At 67.5% G+C, this 18,283-nt stretch carries 10 protein-coding genes; 5 read left to right on the top strand and 5 right to left on the bottom strand.

The genetic code is table 11. The features are described from left to right. The first annotated feature begins 8 nt into the window (after positions 1-8). Positions 9-2,180: a bifunctional alpha,alpha-trehalose-phosphate synthase (UDP-forming)/trehalose-phosphatase gene (locus SYV04_RS10040; RefSeq protein ID WP_321545456.1), complete on the top strand. Its 2,172-nt coding sequence runs from the start codon at positions 9-11 to the stop codon at positions 2,178-2,180. A gap of 11 nt (positions 2,181-2,191) precedes the next feature. Here SYV04_RS10040 and SYV04_RS10035 read toward each other — a convergent pair whose 3' ends face one another. From SYV04_RS10035 to SYV04_RS10015, 5 genes are all read right to left on the bottom strand, one after another. Continuing rightward, positions 2,192-3,523, bottom strand: coding sequence for a sigma-54-dependent transcriptional regulator (locus tag SYV04_RS10035; protein WP_321545455.1), 1,332 nt, complete (start codon positions 3,521-3,523; stop codon positions 2,192-2,194). Positions 3,524-3,553: 30 nt separating this feature from the next. Continuing rightward, positions 3,554-4,885, bottom strand: a complete 1,332-nt coding sequence (locus tag SYV04_RS10030; protein WP_321545454.1) for a sensor histidine kinase — start codon at positions 4,883-4,885, stop codon at positions 3,554-3,556. A 327-nt stretch (positions 4,886-5,212) separates the two neighbouring features. Then, entirely contained in the window at positions 5,213-5,524 is a 312-nt protein-coding gene (locus SYV04_RS10025; RefSeq protein WP_321545453.1) for a glutathione binding-like protein, read from the bottom strand. Between the two features lie 1,008 nt (positions 5,525-6,532). Continuing rightward, positions 6,533-7,345, bottom strand: coding sequence for a tetratricopeptide repeat protein (locus SYV04_RS10020; RefSeq protein WP_321545452.1), 813 nt, complete (start codon positions 7,343-7,345; stop codon positions 6,533-6,535). 310 nt (positions 7,346-7,655) lie between these two features. Next, positions 7,656-8,354 (bottom strand): lysoplasmalogenase, encoded by a 699-nt coding sequence (locus tag SYV04_RS10015; protein WP_321545451.1) that lies wholly within the window; start codon positions 8,352-8,354, stop codon positions 7,656-7,658. Positions 8,355-8,464: 110 nt separating this feature from the next. Here SYV04_RS10015 and SYV04_RS10010 point away from each other — a divergent pair, with 110 nt between their 5' ends. The 4 genes from SYV04_RS10010 to SYV04_RS09995 all read left to right on the top strand — a co-directional run bounded on the left by SYV04_RS10010 (position 8,465) and on the right by SYV04_RS09995 (position 18,124). Further along, positions 8,465-9,451 (top strand): MSCRAMM family protein, encoded by a 987-nt coding sequence (locus SYV04_RS10010; RefSeq protein WP_321545450.1) that lies wholly within the window; start codon positions 8,465-8,467, stop codon positions 9,449-9,451. Between the two features lie 169 nt (positions 9,452-9,620). Further along, positions 9,621-10,748, top strand: coding sequence for an SH3 domain-containing protein (locus SYV04_RS10005; RefSeq protein ID WP_321545449.1), 1,128 nt, complete (start codon positions 9,621-9,623; stop codon positions 10,746-10,748). A gap of 18 nt (positions 10,749-10,766) precedes the next feature. After that, a complete protein-coding gene (locus tag SYV04_RS10000) occupies positions 10,767-15,614 on the top strand; it encodes a hypothetical protein (protein WP_321545448.1) in 4,848 nt (1,615 codons plus the stop codon). Beyond that, entirely contained in the window at positions 15,611-18,124 is a 2,514-nt protein-coding gene (locus SYV04_RS09995) for a hypothetical protein (protein ID WP_321545447.1), read from the top strand. The genes SYV04_RS10000 and SYV04_RS09995 overlap by 4 nt, the downstream gene beginning before the upstream one ends. Positions 18,125-18,283 lie beyond the last annotated feature (159 nt).

The following is an 18,283-nucleotide window of genomic DNA, read 5'->3' as shown; positions in this document are numbered from 1 at the left end:
GGGTCGCTATGCCGCGACTCCTACTCGTCTCCAATCGCCTCCCTGTCACCGTCAAGGCCGAGAAGGACCATGTCTCCGTGGTGCGCAGCCCCGGAGGGCTCGCCACGGGCCTGAGCCGCCCGCACGAACGCTCCGGCGGAGTGTGGATCGGCTGGCCCGGGGATGTGTCCCGGCTGTCGGCTGCCCAACGCACCCAGGTGGAGTCCCAGCTCTCGGCGCTGCGCTGCGTGCCGCTGTACCTGAGCGCCAGCGAGGTCAGCCGCTTCTACGAGGGCTACTCCAACCGTGTCCTCTGGCCGCTGTGCCACTACCTGCTGGACCGCATCCCTCGGCAGGACCGCGACTGGGAGGCGTACGCCAAGGTCAACGAGCGCTTCGCGGAGCTGGCCGCGAGTCACTACCAGCCCGGTGACACCATCTGGGTCCACGACTACCAGCTCATGCTGGTGCCAGGGCTGCTGCGCAAGCGGCTGCCCGAGGCGCGCATCGGCTACTTCCACCACATCCCGTTTCCCTCGAGCGAGATCTTCCGCACGCTGCCCCACCGCGAGGACTTGCTGCGCGGGCTGCTGGGCGCGGACCTGGTGGGCTTCCACACGCCGAGCTACGCGCACCACTTCTCCAGCTCGCTGCTGCGGCTGCTCGGCCTGGAGACGGACCTGGACAACGTCACCTATGAGGGACGCACGGTGCGGGTGGGGGGCTTCCCCATGGGCATCGACGCGGAGGCCTTCGAGAAGGTGTCCCAGGAGCCGGGCGTGCTGGAGGAACTGCGCGTGCTGAAGGAGCGCAGCGCCGGCCAGCGGCTGCTGGTGGGCATCGACCGGCTGGACTACACCAAGGGCATTCCCCGGAGGATGTTGGCCTTGCAGCGTGTGCTGGAGCGCCAGCCCGCGTTGCGCGGGCGCCTGCGCCTCATCCAGGTGGCGGTGCCGAGCCGCACCCAGGTGGAGGACTACGCGGCCTACCGCGACAAGGTGGACGAGCTGGTGGGCCGCATCAACGGCATGTACGGCACCGTCCACAACGTGCCCATCCACTACCTCTACCGCTCCTTCAACGAGAAGCAGCTCGCGGGGCTCTACCGCGCGGCGGACGTGATGCTCGTCACGCCCGTCCGGGACGGGATGAACCTGGTGGCCAAGGAGTTCTGCGCGTGCCGGCCGGACGAGGATGGGGTGCTCATCCTCAGCGAGTTCGCCGGAGCGGCCAGCGAGCTGCGCGACGCCCTCATCGTCAACCCCTACGACGTGGAGGCCATGGCGGACGCCATCGAGGAGGCGCTGCGGATGCCGGTCGACACGCGCCGCCGCCGCATGCGGACGCTGCGGGCGCAGGTGAAGTCGCGGGACGTGCATTGGTGGGTGGGAAGCTTCCTGGACACGCTCCAGGGCATGCCCACCCCCAGCATTCGGAAGGGCTCCGTGGGGGTGGCGGAGGTGGTGGCGAGCCTCAAGGAGAAGCGCCCCCGGGTGCTGCTGCTCGACTACGACGGGACGCTGAGGGACGTCACCTCCCGGCCGGAGCTGGCCGTGCCGGAGCCGGAGTTGATCATGCTGCTGAGGCGGCTGGCGGCCCTGCCGGACACCGCCGTGCATGTCGTCAGCGGGCGGCTGAAAGAGACGTTGGAGCAGTGGCTGGGAGCGCTGCCGGTGGGTCTGCACGCCGAGCACGGGCTCTGGTCCCGCTCCGGGCAGGGCGCGCCCTGGCGGATGCTGGAGGGAGTGTTGCCCGAGTGGAAGGAGCAAGCGCGTCCGCTCATGGAGGCGTTCGCCGCGCGGGTGCCGGGCTCCTTCGTGGAGGAGAAGACGGCCTCCTTCGCCTGGCACTACCGGCAGGTGGACCCTGGCTATGGCGCGGAGCAGGCGCGCGAGCTGCGCCTGAAGCTGGCCGAGGTCTTCGCTCATGGGCATATGGAAGTGCTGCCCGGGGACAAGGTGGTGGAGGTCCGCCCACGCGGCGTACACAAGGGCCGCGTGGTGGAGAAGGCGCTGGCGGGGGCGGCGCCGGGCACGCTGGTGGCGGCCTTCGGGGATGACCGCACCGATGAGGACCTGTTCGCCGCGCTGCCCGAGGGAGCCCTCTCCGTCCACGCGGGCGACAGGCTTTCTCGCGCCACGTACCAGGTGTCAGGCCCCGCCGAGGTGCGCAAGGTGCTGGCCTCGCTGCTGGAGGCGTAAGGCGCGGGGGCTCAGCCGAGGTTGTAGCGCTTGAGCTTCTCGTAGAGCGTGCGCACGCCGATGCCCAGCCGCTCGGCGGCCTCGCGGCGGTTGCCCCGCACCTCGTCCAAGGCGCGCTCGATGGCGCGCTTCTCCAGGTCCTCGAGCGTCATCGCGTCCTGGACGAACGCGGGCGCGGGAGCCTTGGCGGGCTGCTCCATTAAAAGGTGGTGCGGCTCGAGGGTGTCGCCCTCGGCGAGGATGGCGGCGCGCTCGAGCACGTTGGCCAGCTCGCGGATGTTGCCCGTCCACCGGCCGCCGAGGAGCGCCTTCCGCGCCGCCTCGGACAGCTTCAGCATCGGCCGCTTCAGCTCGTGGCAGGCGCGCTGCAACAGCACGTCGGCCAGGGCAGGGATGTCGCCGGTCCGCTCGCGCAGCGGAGGCAGCCGCACCGGAAACACCGAGAGGCGGTGGTACAGGTCCTCGCGGAACTCGCCCGAGGAGATCCGCGCGCGGAGGTCCTGGTGGGTGGCGGCGATCCACCGCACATCCACCTCGAGCGTTCGGGTGCCTCCCACCCGCTCGAAGGCGCGCTCCTGGAGCACGCGCAGCAGCCGAGCCTGGAGGCTCGGCTTGAGCTCGCCCACCTCGTCCAGGAAGAACGTGCCCCCGTGGGCCAGCTCGATGCGCCCGCGCTTGCGGTCCGTGGCCCCGGTGAAGGCTCCCTTCTCGTGGCCGAACAGCTCACTCTCCAGGAGGCTCTCGGACAGCGTGGCGCAGTTGATGGCGACGAAGGGCCCTTGGGCGCGCTCGCTCATGCGGTGGATGGCGTGCGCCGCCACCTCCTTGCCCGTGCCGCTCTCGCCCAGGAGCAGCACCGTGGCGTTGGTGCGCGCCACCTTCTTCAGTGCTTCCACCACCGGCGCCATGACCGGGTCGCCGTAGCTCAGCACCGGAGTGCTCGCCGACGCGCGTGTCATCTCCTCGTGGTCGCGCAGCCGGCGCCGCTCCAGGGCGCGGTTGGCCAGCAGCCGCAGCTCCGTGGGGCCGCTCACCGGCTTCTGGATGAAGTCGAACGCCCCCAGCTTCATCGCCTGCACGGCGATCTCCACATTGCCGTGCGCCGTGAGGACGATGAACTCCACCTCGGGCTGCTCGGCCTGCACCTTCTGGAGGAGCTCCAGCCCATCCATGCCTGGCATGCGCAGGTCCGTGAGCACCAGCTCGAAGCCTCGCGAGCGCAGCCGCTCCAAGGCCTCCTGGCCGCTGGCCGCCTCCTCCACATGGTGGCCGTCGATCTCCAGGCTCTCGGCAAGGAAGGAGCGAACGCCCTCTTCATCGTCCACGACCAGGATGCGTCCCACGGGTGAATCTCCTCTCCCGGCGCCAGGGGCTCAGGCCGCCACGGGAATGCGTACTCGGAACAGGGCCCCGCCCTCGGGGTGATTGCTCGCCTGGATGCTGCCGCCGTGCAGCTCCACCACCCGCCGGGCCACGGCCAGCCCCAGCCCGTTGCCCAGGGGGCGCTGGGTGTGGAAGGGCTCGAAGATGACGTTCTCCAGGCCGGGGGGGATGCCCGTGCCCACGTCCCGCACCTCATAGAGCAGGGCCCCGGACTCGGTGGCCACGCGCGCGAACACGGCGGCGCCCTCGGGGGAGGCCTGCACCGCGTTGCGCAGCAGGTTGCTGAGCACCTGCTGCATGCGCGCGGCGTCCAGGGACCAGGAGCCCGGCGCGCCGCCAGCATCCAGCTCGATGCGCCGTGGATCCACCTCCTCGGCCGCGGCGCGGACGATGGCCGCCGGGTCCGTCTCCTGTCGCTGGATGCTACCCGTGCGCACGAAGGCGAGCAGGCTGGTGGTGAGGTCCTCCATCCGGAGCGCCTCCTTCACCACGCGTTCGGCCTTGGTGCGAGAGCGGCCTTCGGGCAGGGCCTCGGCGAGCAGCTGCGCGTGGCCCTTGAGCGAGGCCAGGGGGTTGCGCAGCTCGTGCGCGAGCACCGCCGACATCTCTCCCAGCGTCGCCAGATGCCGCTCGCGCTCCAACTGATGCTGGAGCGCCTCGCGTCCCTTCAGCCAGCGGAACATGGCGAGAGCCGCCAGGAGCAGTGTCAGGGAGACCACGCCGCTGATGAGCAGCGAGCGGCGAGAGCTGGCCACGAGCTCTCGGGCGGCCACGGGCTCGAACTCGATGACCATCGGGGCATCGCGCGGCTGGCGCGCTCCCGCTCCCATAGGGGGCTCATCGCCGGGACGCTGCGGGCCTCCAGGAGGGCGCGGCGGTGCTCCAGGAGGAGGGGGGCCGGCTCCGGGCCCCATGCCACGAGGAGGGGCGAGCCGGGGAGCCGGGGCTCGCCAGATCAGCCGGATGCGCTCGCCCAGCTCCTTGATGAGCAGTTGGGGCGGCGCGCCTGGGAGGACAGGTTCCACCACGGGAGCGCCTCCCATGGCGGTGCCTGCCTCGTGCTGGAAATGAAAGGGCAGGGCCAGATACCGCATCCCCTGGGACTGAAAGGACGCGAGGGTGCGGTCGAGGTCCTCGGGCTCGGGGCGGCGGCCGAGGGAGTTCAAGGACTGATGCACCGCCGCGAGGAGGATCTGCCCTTGGCCGTAGGTGAGGGTCTCGGAGATGCCCTGGAGGCGCGAGTGGCTCGTCCACGCGGAGACCATCATCCCGCTGCCCATGAGGACGGCGGTGGTCAGGATGCCCCACCGAGACCATCGCATGAGGCGGACGGGATCTCCGGCGCGCATGTGAGCCATCGTATCACGCTCGGAGCGCGCACCCTGTCCCTGCTCCGAGAGCGAGCGGAGGAGCGGCGGTGGACCGCGAAGGGGAGAGGGGGCGCGCGTCTGCATGTCGTGTCCCCCAACCGAGGGAGGTGGCTCGGGCCGGAGCCGGTACGGCCCTGTCATGAGCAAGGATCGTTCCGACAGCCAGGGCTCACGTTCTCCGGGGGTTGCACGCGCGAGGAGGGAAGGGCCTCCAGGGGAAACGGCGAAATCCGCAGCACGGGCTGCGGATTCCGCACGTCACTCCAGGGAAGGAGCAGCCTATGCGGCGTAGCCCTTCTTCGCGGCCGGACGCGCCATCAAGCGGTCGTGGTAGGTCTTCAGGGAGGGCGTGTCGTCGCCGAGCTGCCCCATCCTGGTGGCGAAGAAGAGCACGCCCCCCAGCACCACATCGGCCGCGGAGAACGTGTTGCCGACGATGAAGTCGCGGCCCTTCAGGCGCTCCTCGAGCACCGCGGCCACGGCCTTGAAGCGCTTGCTGGCGCGGGCGATGACGTCGGCGGAGCGCTCCGCCTCCGGGAGGAAGCGGGTGTGCTGCGCGATGATGAAAATGGGCTGCTCCACCTCGCTCATCGCGAAGAGGATCCTGTCTACTCATCGGGTAGGATTTGGGGCGGCTTGAAGGAACTCCTCTTTCCCTCCCACGAGGCATCCGATGGATAGCACCGAGGCACATCCCTCTTCTCTCCCCGTGGGCACGGTTCAAGCGGCCGCGAAGCGAGAAACGGAAGAAGAGAGAGCCGATTCAGCGCAGTGGGAGTCTGAGCCGGCCCGCGCCAGGTCGCTCACGGAAGGGGAAGCACCTCGCATGAAGTCCCTAAGCTGCCGCCTGCTGCTTGCCTTGGTCGCCATGTGCCTCCTCATGGTGCTGAGCACCCGGCGGACGGCGCACGGTCCTGTGGGGGAATGGCTCGTTGTCGCTCAGACTCACGCCGCAGATGCGGGCTCGAAGGATGGCGGCATCGTGGGCCTGGGGTCGGAGATCCTCACCGCGCCTGCCAGAACGATCGCTCTGCCGCAGGGAAGCTATGGCATCACCTTGGATATCCCGAAACGTCCTTTCCCCGGCCAGAGGCGTCCAGACGACTCCGGCAAATGTCGGCACCCACGAGAGGTTGCCATCAAAGGGGGATGTTGGATCCCTGTGGCTCCACCGTGCGAGAAGGACGAGTACAAATGGGAAAGTCGTTGCTACTACCCCTCCTACGATTCACCTCGGCAGCCCTCTTCGGACAAGCCATAGATGGATAGCAGCGCGGCCCGCCCAGCCTGAGAGGGTGTTGAGCAGGAGCAGGGAGGCAGGCGTCTTGCCCCTGCATCCTGTGCCGAGTCCGCTGCAGAGAAGCCGAGCTACCTTCCGGCGGCAGCAGACGAGGTAGGGCTACGCGGCTGCCCTACCCGCGTGACTGTTCGGAAATGTCGGGACTTTTGCGTCCAAAACCCCCGACATTTCCGAACAGGCGGCCGGCGAGTTCGGTCCCTGCGACGGCACGTCAGAGAGAGTCCAGGACGCCAGAGGCCAAGCCAGTGAGCCGCATGACCGTCCCATGCTGGGGGTGGACAATATCTATGTCCGGGCGCCTAGGGAGCCTTTGACTTGTCGAAGTCCTCCAACGTCTGCCGGATCTTGGGCGCGATGGAGTGATCAGGAGCAAGCTCCAGGAACTTCCGGTAGGCGCTGGCTCCTTCCTCGGGATGACCCAGTCGGATGTAGCTGGCCCCCAGGAGCAGATGGCATTCGGCGAAGCGTGGAGCTTGTTGGACGCATTGCTGTCCGATCTGGAGCGCCTCGTCGAACTGCTTGGCGGCGGTGAGCAGCTTGCCCTGGTGGTACATCTCCGCGGGCGACTCCTGGAAAGCGCTCTTGGGCGGGGCATCGTCCGGGCTGGGAGGGGTCGTGAATGAGGACGGATCCTGGCCCGAAGGAATCACCCGGAGCACCAGGCTCCCGACGTTGTCCTTCGGAGAGTCATCAACGAATCCGCACGCCAGGGCGGAGATGCCCGAGAGGGACTGGGGCGTTCCTTCCCGGAGCAGGACGTAGCGGGGTTCGGCGGCTTGGACCGCGGAGGCCTTCTTCGAAGGGAGGCGCTTGACGCAGACGATCGTCTTGATCTCGTCGGCCATCCGGTTCTCCTGCCGCATCCAGGCATAGCGGCCCTCGGAGGACAGGGACAGTTGATAGGTCGTCGCCGCGTCGAGCTTGCTGACCGTGAAGGCCTCCTTGAGCGACGCCACGGCCGTTCGGGGCACCTTGAACTCGGTGCGCTTCTCGGTGTGAGTGTTCTCGACGACCACCACGCGAGGTGGAGTGCCGGGCGGAGGGGGCTCCAGAGTGAAGAACCTGACCGACTTGGCCAGCAGCATGGTGGGGGTGGCCGACAGTGTTCCCACTCCGCTGTCGGGGCCCTCGAAAGAGTCCCCCGACCAGTAGAACAGGGGGGCCGCCCCCGGAGGCGGCGAAGGCTCGAAGATCCGATGGTGGGCGGACGTGTCGAGGGGAACGGAGCTGGCCGAGCTCTCGACACGGATGACATGTTTTGGGGCTTCGATCGAGAACGCACCGGGAGCAGTGCCTTGCGCCGACGCGGGGAGGGGACACAGGACCGTGAGCAGCGCCCATGCACCCAAACGCCAACACAGGAGGGTGCGGGGCTTCGAGGGAAGGGAGAGAGCCATGGTGTGGCCACTCTACCGAGTCCGCCTATGCAACGCCTGGCTGTGCTGGCGCTGGCCTGCCCGGAGCCTCATGCCGAGGCCCGCGAGCCGAGAGGGCGATGCAGAGCTGTGCGGCCCAGTACAGCAGCATGATGGCGTAGCCCGCGCCGGGGAGGGGACGCACGAAGAGCTTGATGGAGAGCAACCCATCACTGGCGGCGAACAGCAGTGCGCCCACGAGCGCGATCCACTGCTCACGCCGCGCCAGCCCCTGGCTGCCCACCATGGCGGCCGAGCGCCACGTCATCGTGCAGATGACGGCGATGTATGCCGTCACGGGTAGCGCCATGCTCCCAAGGCCCGGCCACAGGAACACGCTGGCGCTCACGCCCAGGAGCACGAAGGGAAGCGCCCTCGTCACGCTGGGGCTTCGCGTCACGGTGAGGTACGCGGCGGCATAGCTCACATGGGCCAGGAGGAAGGCACCCAGGCCCGGGAGGAACAGCTCCGGCCCCACCTCCAACAGGACGTCACCGAGCAGCGAGAGCACCAGCCCGGCGAAGATCCACCGCGAGTAGCGCTCCCGGGGCGGCCACATCCACAGGATCAGGCAGAGCATGGGCAGCGCCTTGGCGACCAAGCGGAACTCATAGCGCTCCAGATCCAGCGCGAGGAGGAAGGCCACCGCACTGGCTGCCCCCACTGCCGCGAGGATCTTCGTCCCCAATGCAAGCTCACCGCGCATGGGGTGCATCTTATCCAGGGAGGGGAGGTTTGGTTACACCTCCCCAGGGTTGCGCCCTGAGGAGAGCCCGGATTGACGCTCTCGCTGAGCCTGTGTTCAGGTCATGCGCGATGGTGTCCGAAGCACGCAAGGTCAAGGCAGCGGCCTCCCACTCCTTCAGCTATCGCCTGCGCGACGGGTTTCGCGACTACGTGCTGCTGAAGTTCCACGAGCCGATCCCCGAGCGGCACAAGCCCGTCGTACACACGGACCTGTCCCGGGTGCAGGGGTGGTTGCGCCACCTGTCGCAGGACCACTCCAACCTGCAGGTGCTGCGCGAGCTGAACTACGGCGATGCCTCGTCGATGGCCTTCGGCACGGCCTCCGTGGACGAGCTCGTGCGGCGGGTCGCCACGCAGTTGGTGGAAGGCCGCTTGCGGCTGGCGGAGGTTCCGGTGGTGTCGTTGGGCCGCGTCCTGGGCTCCACCAAGAAGGAGGAGACGTTCTTTCCTCCCCCGGTAGAGGAGAAGTTCTCCTTCACTCTGCAGATCGTCGACGATGTCACCGACGAGCCCATCTCCGGCATCAAGCTGAAGCTCAAGCTGCCGGGCGGTGGCACGCAGCAGGCCTCCTCGGATGGCTCGGGCACCGTTCGTGCCTCGAATGTCTCTCCCGGGCTCATCGAGGTGAAGTCGGTGATCGACGGGGCGACGCTGGATGAGACGCTGGCGTTCGTGAAGTCCGGTGCCGGTACGTCACTGCCACAGGAGGGCCGCAAGAAAGCCTCGGGGCGCTTCCTGGCGCGGCTCGTGAAGTACAAGGTCTCCGACGGCGAGACGCTGGAGAGCGTCGCGGAGGCCAACGGCCTCTCGGTGAACGAGCTCACCCAGTTCAACTGGGGGACGACCGCTCCCAAGGAGATCCAGAAGCGCCTCTTCCTCGACGTGGGCTGCAGGGAGACGGATGCCAGCGGCAAGTTCGTGCTCACCCGCCACGACAACCCCGGCATCCTCTACATCGCCCGTCCGATGGAGCTGAGCCTGGCGGCCTCGGGGCCGCGCCAGGTGCTGCGCGTGGCCAAGGTGCCCGCGCCGCCGGTCTTCCGGTTCTCGGCATAGCTTCATCAGGGCCGCTGCCGCGGCACGGCTCCACCTCGCTTGGGAGCAGTGAGCCCCGTGTGGCACAGTAGGACACTCGCTCCGGTGTGAATGAGCCTGCGGGGAGGGTCGTCGGAGGGGGGTGTAGCCGCTGGAACGAGTTCAACTTTCGCTGAGTCATGGCCTGCTGATGCAAACACTGCTGATCTCCCTCCTGCTCACGGCGGTCGCGAGCGGCGCCCCCGTGGAGCAACGGGTCTACGTGCAGGGCTCTTCCATCAACCTGCGCAAGGAGCCCACCAAGGATGCGGAGGCGCTGGAGAAGCTGCCGATTGGGACCGAGTGCCTCGTCTCCGAGAAGCTCCCGGCGGAGTGGCTGAAGGTGCGCTGCGGGGAGAAGGAGGGCTACGCCTCGGCCTCCCTGCTGGGACCCCAGAAGCCGTCCCTCGAGAAGCTCAAGGCCGAGGCGAAGAACCCCAAGCTGAAGCTCGAGCAGCGCCTGGACAGTGCGCTCCGGGCCGCGAGCCTCGCGCCGGAGGACGCCGCGCTACAGAAGCAGTTGGGGACGCTCTTCTTCGAGCGAAACCTCCAGCTCACCGCGGCGACCCAGAAGCCCGCGATGAAGCGCGAGTTCACGTGTTACTGCAGCAAGGGAGATGCGCTCGCTTGCGTCAAGGCTTGTAGCGCCCGGGAGCTGCGCAACGTCAAGGTTCGGGTCGAGGCCCGGAAGAACCTCTTCGTCACCGCCATCGGCAGCGGCGAGAACGTGGCCGTCTACCGGGGCAACTATCGCTACAACAAGAAGAGCGAGACCCTGACGGGCGAGGTGTTCGAGCGGACCCGCTTCGCCACGACTCCCGTGATGGAGAAGGCGCTCTTCGCGGGCATCACCCCGACAGCGGACGACGATCGCCTCCCGACGTTGGGGCAGTACGTCCTCGACGAGAGTTCTCAGACCCTCCTGCAAGAGACCCCCAAGGTGTGGGGCGAGCTGATCAAGGGAGCGGGTGGCCTCACCTACATGCACTGGAGCGACTGCTCGAAGAGACCGTTCCAGGTGCGGTTCGTTCCCGACATGCACGGGCGCTGGCTCTTCCGGATCGAGAGCACCCAGTCGGATGGCGGGCTCGTGCGGCAGATCTCTTCGGTCTCCAAGCGGGACAACGCGCTCGAGCTGACGCTCGATGACGGCAAGGTCGAGGTCTTCAAGCTCCCCGCGCCGGAGAGCGACCAGGCTTCCTCGGGAGAGACGCTCTACTCGTACGATATCCAGAGGTATCCGGAGCAGCACAAGCCTTGTGTCGAGGGCGGACCCTAGAGCGGCTGGACACGCACCATGGAGAAGACAACCCGGTACTGGCCCGACTGGAAGTACGAGCTCCCCGACGAGCTGCTGGCTTCGCTGGACGAGTATCACATCCTCAAGGTCCCCCTCCTGGGGCAGCACTACCCCGGAGGACCGCAGGACTGGTGTGGACGCACCTCCTCGTCGATGGCGTTCAACTACTACCAGCTCGTGCAGGGCGGGGCGGAGTCGAAGTTCATCACCCACTGGAATGGCGGCACCCCGGGGAACTTCGTCGATCTGCGCTACCCGGGAGGGCAGCGGGCTTTTCACACCGTTCCCGTGAAAGGTTCGGCCACCAGCAACGTCTCGGGCTACTCCGTCTATGGCACCACCAAGGACGGGGGAGACGGCTTCGTGGCCCAGCCACCGGCGGACTTCGACGCCGCGGTCGAAAAGGGCGCACTCCATACCGGCGAGGTGCTGGGGTTCCGCCCCGGAGTCCTCCTTCCCTACGACGAGCCCAACCGGCAGGCACGGGCGGCGGAGATCGCGAGCAGTCCCCAGCACATCGCCTCGAGGCTGGAGACCATCCTCCAGGCGCTCACCTCCAACAATCCGGTCATCCTCTACTCGGGCTTCTCGCTCACCCTCGGCGCGCCGGTCCACCTCATCCTCATCGTGGGCTATGCCTATGTGACCGATGACACGGGCCGGCACCTCTGGCTCGTCGTCGCCGATCCGGCCACCCAGGCCAACAAGATCAGCTCGGGCATGCTCACCCCGCCCCTGCCCAAGGAGCCCACGGACCTGGCGGGGCTCAAGTCCCTCAGTGGTACTCATGATCTGATCCGGGTGATTCCCGGGGCCTGGGACAACGCCAAGGGCTCGCTGGTGATGATCCGGGCCCGGAAGCTCTTCGAGGACAACCGCCTCAGCACCGTGCGTGGCGACCTGTACATGGACTACTGCGAGAGCGACCGGAAGGGCGGCACCTTCCTCTACTCGCACCGCTGGACGCCGGTCCCTCCCGAGCTGCTCTACACCAACGTCATGCGCTCGGTGGCCTTCCCCTTCGATGACAAGAAGGAGCGCTTCCGCCCGTCCAACGTCTACATCCACACGGAGAGCGCCGGCGCGGGACTCTTCCCCATCGGCAGCCAGCGCAACCTCCACTCCGGCATCCATCTGGAGAGCTCCCGGTTCGCGCCAGCGGGCAAGGCCGTGCGATGCTTCGCGCCGGGCTACGTCGTGGCCGTCCGCATGGTGAAGGCGCTCCCCACGCCGCCCGGGGACAAGGACGCCAAGAAGGACGAGGAGAACCCGGGCGTCCAGTCGAACACCCTGGCCCAGGAGCTCGCCGGCAATCACAACTCCTTCATCCTCGTGCGGCACGACGTCGAGGAGTTCATCCCGAAGAAGGCGGGGGGGGCGGGCGGCTCCGAGCCGGAGCGCTTCTGCTTCTACAGCCTCTACATGCATCTGGTGCCGCCGGACTGGAACGATGTGACGACGTACCAGGACGTCGCGTGGCTCAAGACGCTCGCGCGGCGCGATGGCTGCGTCGCCGTGGTCGATCCCCAGCACCCCTCCTATCAGCAGGTGAAGTGGCTCCAGGGCGCTCCCGAGGGACAGAACGGACCGGGTGAGCTGGCGCAGCTCCGGGGCGGCAAGCTGAACACCATGGGCGCGGGACTCGGGCTGCCGCAGAGCCTCGATCTCGGTGCGCCGAAGGAGGACCTCATTCGGGCGGTCTGGAAGAAGCCAGACCAGGACCTGAAGGAACTCCACGACGCCCTTCGCAACGGAGAGATCGTCACCATCCCCCATCCCTACCTGAAGGTGCGGGCGGGCGAGCTGCTCGGCTACATCGACTCGAAGAGCCGCGACGGTGAGGGCTTCCTCCACTGGGAGGTCTTTGCCCCCAGCTCCACGGGCCAGCTCAAGGAGTTCCTCGAGTTCGCCGAGGACAAGCTGAAGCTGGGCCGGGGCTTCTTCAAGTTCTACGAGGAGACCGACAAGCCCAACAACGTCTTCGACCCGCCCGCGGTCTCCGGGAAGGAAGGCGAGCTGGATGAGCTGTTGAAGCTGGCCCCCGCCTCGAAGCACCTGGGAGAGCAGGAGCGTCAGGCCCTCAAGAGCTTCCAGACGTCCTACGACGCCAGAGTGCTCCAGCGCCTGTTGTCCTCGCCCAAGGGCCTGGCCTTCGCCGAGGAGGAGGAGCCGAGTTCGACCGAGCCCGACTACCCGGCCGAGGTCTCCCTCGAGAACTTCAAGAACTGCATGCCCCCGGGCAGCTACAAGCTCAAGTTCACCTTCGAGCCCGGAGGAGCGGAGCAGGTCGTCCCCTATGACGGGAAGCAGGCCAGTGTCCGCATCCGGGTGCCCGCGAAGGCCAAGAAGATCTGCGTGGAGCCCGAGGGCTTCTTCATCCAGCCGGGCGGCGGCTCGGATCCCGATGCGCTCACGAAGGACGTGAAGCACTTCCGGAACCTGGCCTCCGTGCGCTGGCGCAATGTCATCCTCCGGCACGTCAACGACTGGAGCGAGAAGGGCATCGCCGAGCAGCTCAAGGCGCACCTCGCGATGCGCGGCAAGCTGCAGATCGGCGACCGGTTGCTCGACAACGCGGACCCGAAGAAGACGGAGCAGGACATCCAGGAGCTCGCGAAGTCCGTCGCCTGGTGGGGACACTCGAGCGAGAAGGCGGTGCTGGGTCCCGAGGAGCAGGGCGAGCCGCTCTTCGCCGGTTCCCCCTCGAATGACGAGCAACTGCCCGACGATACCTTCCTCGACCATGCCAACCCGGTCACCGTCGCCTGGGTGCTGATGCTGCTGGGGCGCCACTCCTTCATCCGCTTCACGGACAAGCCGGTGTGGCGCTCGGAGGACATGAAGAAGGTGGCCGCCTGTGGCTGGCTGCCCGCGCGCGCGAAGCATGCGCCGCTGCGGATGGGCGAGCACATCACCGCCTGTGCCGTTCAGCGAGGCAATGGCGGTGAGCCCGTGGCCCTCAAGATGAGCGGCGCGGTGCCGCTCACGCTGGGAGACGGGAAGTTCGTCGAGGGCCTGTTCGTCCAGCCCGTGGAGTTCCCGGCCTGGGGCAAGTGGGTGCTCGACAAACCCGGCGGGGACGCGCTGGGCTCGCTGGCGGTGGAGGGCCTGCGTCCCACGCTCCTCAAGGCCCCGAGCGACCAGACCGAGAGCGATACGCAGTCCGCCGAGGATCCCCTGGGGCCGGTCAAGCTCCCGGACGGCAAGCGCACGTGGCGCGTCGCCTTCCGGCGCAACTGCCCCAGGTTCCTCCGAGGGTGGATCACCCTCCGGGGATGGCAGGGCGACGCCAAGGCGGAGATTCCCAAGGAGACGAGCCAGTACACGCTCGAGATGGCCATTCCCATCGAGGCGCGCGAGGACACCGCGTTCAACGAGCAGGCCGGCTTCGCCATCATCGACGGGTTCGTCCAGCAGGGCACCGTCAAGGATGTGAGCACCTACATCACGCAGCACTTCACGTACAAAGCGTTCCTGGACGCGGTGAAGAAGCCGGGGCCGAACGCCCCGCCTGCCGCCGCGGGCTCCGTTCCGAAGCTGGCCTGGGAACTCGTCGAGGCCGTGGAGCGTGTCCAGGACGAGTACTCGTCGCGCCAGCGCCTGACGCTGTCCGCGCTCTCCGAGAACGGCCTCTCCCTGCTGCTCAAGGGGACCGATGCGGCCAGGCTCAAGACCGCTGTGGACAAGGTGATGGGGACCGGTTGGATCGACTCCACGGAGGAGGAGGCCAAGGGGGCGATTCGGATCAAGGTGGCACCGCCCGAGCAGAGCAAGAACGCCGGGGAGGTGGTGATCGAGTTCAATCCGAGCGCCGCCTTCTCGGAGCTCCGCAAGAACCTGGCGCCGGGGCAGCAGCTCGCCGTGCAGCTCGGCTGCTTCTTCCCCAACGGTGGCGGCGCGTTGGACAAGCGGTTGTTGCCGGCTGACACCGTGGGCTCGAAGCCCACCCAGGTGAAGCTGGCGGAGCTGAAGAGCCTGGCCCAGGCCGGGTATCTGGAGCAGTGGTCCACCGCGGGCGCGGAGGTGCTGCACAAGCCCGGCTTCGGCAAGCCCACCTGGCGGCTCACCACCACGGGCATCAAGCTCAGCGTGGAGCTCGTCGGCGCGGATTGGAGCTTCTGGAACGCCGCGACACCGGTCCTCAACGTCGGCAAGGGCTCGCTCGATTCGATCAAGAACAACCCTTGTAAGATCGTCGCCGCCAAAGGCGAGCCGCTGCGTGCCGTACGAGACGTGGAGTTCTCCCAGGTGAAGGGCGCGACGCTCGCCATCATGGCCGAGGCTCGGAAGAAGGCGGTGCCCTTCGAACTCGAGAAGATCGACGTCGCCAACTCGGAGACCATCGCCTACGACGTGCGGCCCTCCGCGAGCCTGGAGATCAAGCCGAAGGCGGGCGAGGAGTACACCCGGCTGATCGAGCTCACCACGCAGGCCGTCACCCTCGCCCAGACGTTCAAGCTGGAGTTCTTCAACCCCGAAGCGCCCGTCAACCCGAAGAAGCCCGGCTCCGAGGTGCTGAAGCTCGCGCCCACCAGCCTCCGCTACAAGCAGCCGCGCAAGGGCCTCGTCGGGGCCATCGAGCAGGATGGCGTCCTGCGCGCGGAGGTGGAGCTGCGCGACGTGGCGGATGCGCTCCGGCGGGCCGGTGGCAAGAAGTGCAAGGTGCGCGTCGTCCCCACGGATTCAGCGCTCAAGGGCGCTTGCGGCAAGGAACAGGCGCTCGACATCCCCGAGGAGCTGTTGCCCACCGAGCCCAAGCAGGAGCCGCCCCGTGACGAGAGCGTCGGCACCCGGCTCAGCAATCCTCCTCTCGAGTCGTCCACCGACACGGCGGGCCACACATGACAGCCAGCAAGAAGGTGGAGCTGAAGATCGAACCGGGCTTCGAGGGCGTCATCCGCCTCGTCGCCGTGCCTCCCATCACGCTCGAACTCTCGCTGGACCGCTGCATCCAGGATGGGCGCAAGTACACCCTCCTGATCAAGGGCAAGCAGAAGAACCTGAGCCCCCCCGGAGGTGGCGAGGCCCCCCAGTGCCGGGTGCTGATCAAGGCGAAGTCCCAGGGCATCGAGCGCACCTGCGAGGTCGGGGCCGCCATGAACATCCAGGGCGAGAGCTGCGGCATCGCCGCGGTGGTCGATGCGCTGGAGGCCGGCTTCATCGGCAAGGGCACGGCGGAGCTGAGCGTCGTGCCGGACTTTCCCTTCGCCGAGGCCTGCAAGCTCTCCGGGGTGATCTCCTTCGACAACCCGCTGGACATCCTGGGCGCCGATGCGGGGCAGAAGGTCCACCTGGGCAAGCTCGTCAAGTTCGAGCCGCGCATTGCCCCGTTCTTCAAGACGGTGAAGCTGCGCCTGTCCGTGTTCCACACGCCGTCTCCCAAGGCCCGGCGCGCCACGCCGTACTCCGTCTTCGAGTGGACCCAGCAAGAAGGCGAGACGCGCACCTGGCGCACCGGCTGTGCCGAGAGCGATGGCGCCAAGCTGCTCACCTACCTGGAGACGAACGCGGATCAGTACGCGTACGACTTCGTGCTCGAGGCCTTCGATGAGCAGAGTGGCCAGGAGGTGCGCTACCTCCTGTGGGACAGGCCCTCCGCTCTGAGGTTCCCCAAGCCGGTCCTCAAGAGCTTCAGCGTGGAGTTCGGCCGGATGACCGCGGAGCTCGACAACATCGACCCGGGCTACAAGCTGCCGCTCGAACTGAGCCTCTGGCGGCATGATGCCTGGCTGCAGGATCCCATCCTCGAGCAACTGCACGTCATGAATCCGGTCACCCGGCCGGCCGAGGCGCTCAGCTCCAGCATGGAGTTCTTCTTCGATCTGGCCGACTACGATGTGCTGACGGGCGAGAGCCACTTCTTCGGCATGCTGCGGATCCCCAGGAGCCTGTCCGGGACCGAGAACTACGTGCCCATCAGCACCGTGATGAAGTTCGACGCGGCGCAGTTCCTGCCCTTCGACGATGACGAGCTGTGGCTCGAGCCGCAGAAGAAGAAGGGTGGCCCCGGGCAGAGCAAGCAGCTCAAGACGCCCAAGGAGCTGGCGACCGCCGTGGCCTCCTCGGAGCTGAAGCTCCGGCCGCAGCGGCTGCCGCACTTTGGCGCCATCACGGCGGGCACGCGCGAGAAGAACCTGCTGGTGAGCTTCAAGGTCGTCGGCGAGCCCGTCTACTGGAAGGATGCCTCGCCCGTCTTCTCCGTCCAGGACGCGACGGGCAAGAGCGAGGTGATGAAGCTCGACGCCAAACCCACGGCGGAGAATCCCCGGCTGTATGAGGCGCTCGTCCCGCTGGATGACAAGCGCATCCACGGCCAGAAGGTGAAGCTCCAGGCAAAGGTGAGCAATCCCAACGCGAAGCTGTGGGGAGAGAGCGTCGCCGCGCCGCCGCCAGGCACCCTGGCCTACGAGGGGACACCCCGCCTGAGTGACGTGACGGTGAAGGCCGTGAAGCTCACCGACGCGACGTCGTACCTCAAGGTGCAGGCCAGGGCTCGCCACATCCCCACCGGGAAGAGCGGTGCCACGCTCGCCTTCCGCATCCAGGAGATCGCCTCGGATCTCCCAGACCCCATCCCCATGCCACGGGTGAAGTTCCGGTATGACCTCCTGAAGGGAGAGGGGGGACAGTGTGACTCGCAGGGCTTGCTCCAGGCCCGCATCACCGACCCGCTCGTCGTCGAGGAGCTCGAACCCCTGCTGAACGGAAAGGGCAAGGGCAAGTTCCGGTTGGAAGCCTGCGTGGTGGACAACCAGGGCAAGGTCCTGAACACGGACGTTCCCCCGGTGAGCATCGAGCTCGGAAACTCACCGAACGCGGTGGCGGGCGCGCTCATCTTCGGGAAGCTGGTGCCGCGGGAGTTCCGGCAGAAGGTGTTCTCCATCTGCGCGGACCTCAAGGTGAATGCCCAGCACCTCATGGCCTGCATGGCCTTCGAGACGGGGCGGGAGTTCAGTGCCAGCACCAAGAACCGGGCAGGGCATGCGGCCTACGGGTTGATCCAATTCACCCCCACCGCCGCGAAGACGCTCGGGACGACGGTGGACGTGCTCAAGGGGCTGAGCGAGGTCGCTCAGCTCGACTACGTCCACAAGTACTTCCGCTATTGGATCGACACCAAGCAGAAGCCGCTCGCGACCCTGAGCGATGTGTACGCGTGCATCATCTGCCCCGCGGCCATTGGCAAACCGGAAGACTTCCAGTGCTACGTGCAGGGCGGCAGCACCGACAAGGCGTTCACGGCGAACAAGAACCTGGCCCGGGGCAAGACGTTCATCACCAAGGAGGACATCACCGTCCCCGTGCAGCGGGAGCTCGACGCGGGCCGCGAAATCCAGTTCCGGTTCGTGGGCTGACGGCTCGCCCGGCTCCTTGCGAGCCCAGTCTTTTCAGGTGCTTACGGCGACCCGGAAAAATGTCGAAGAAATGCGTCGCCGATGTAGAGAACCGCCGTTCGGCTCCGACTCCTGGGTGAACGCGCGCTCCAGGGAGGGGCGCCCGTACACCCAGGAGTC

This window comes from Hyalangium ruber, assembly GCF_034259325.1.
GTDB lineage: Bacteria > Myxococcota > Myxococcia > Myxococcales > Myxococcaceae > Hyalangium_A > Hyalangium_A rubrum.
Note: the sequence above shows the minus strand (reverse complement) of the source record. Positions and strands in the feature narration are given on the sequence as shown.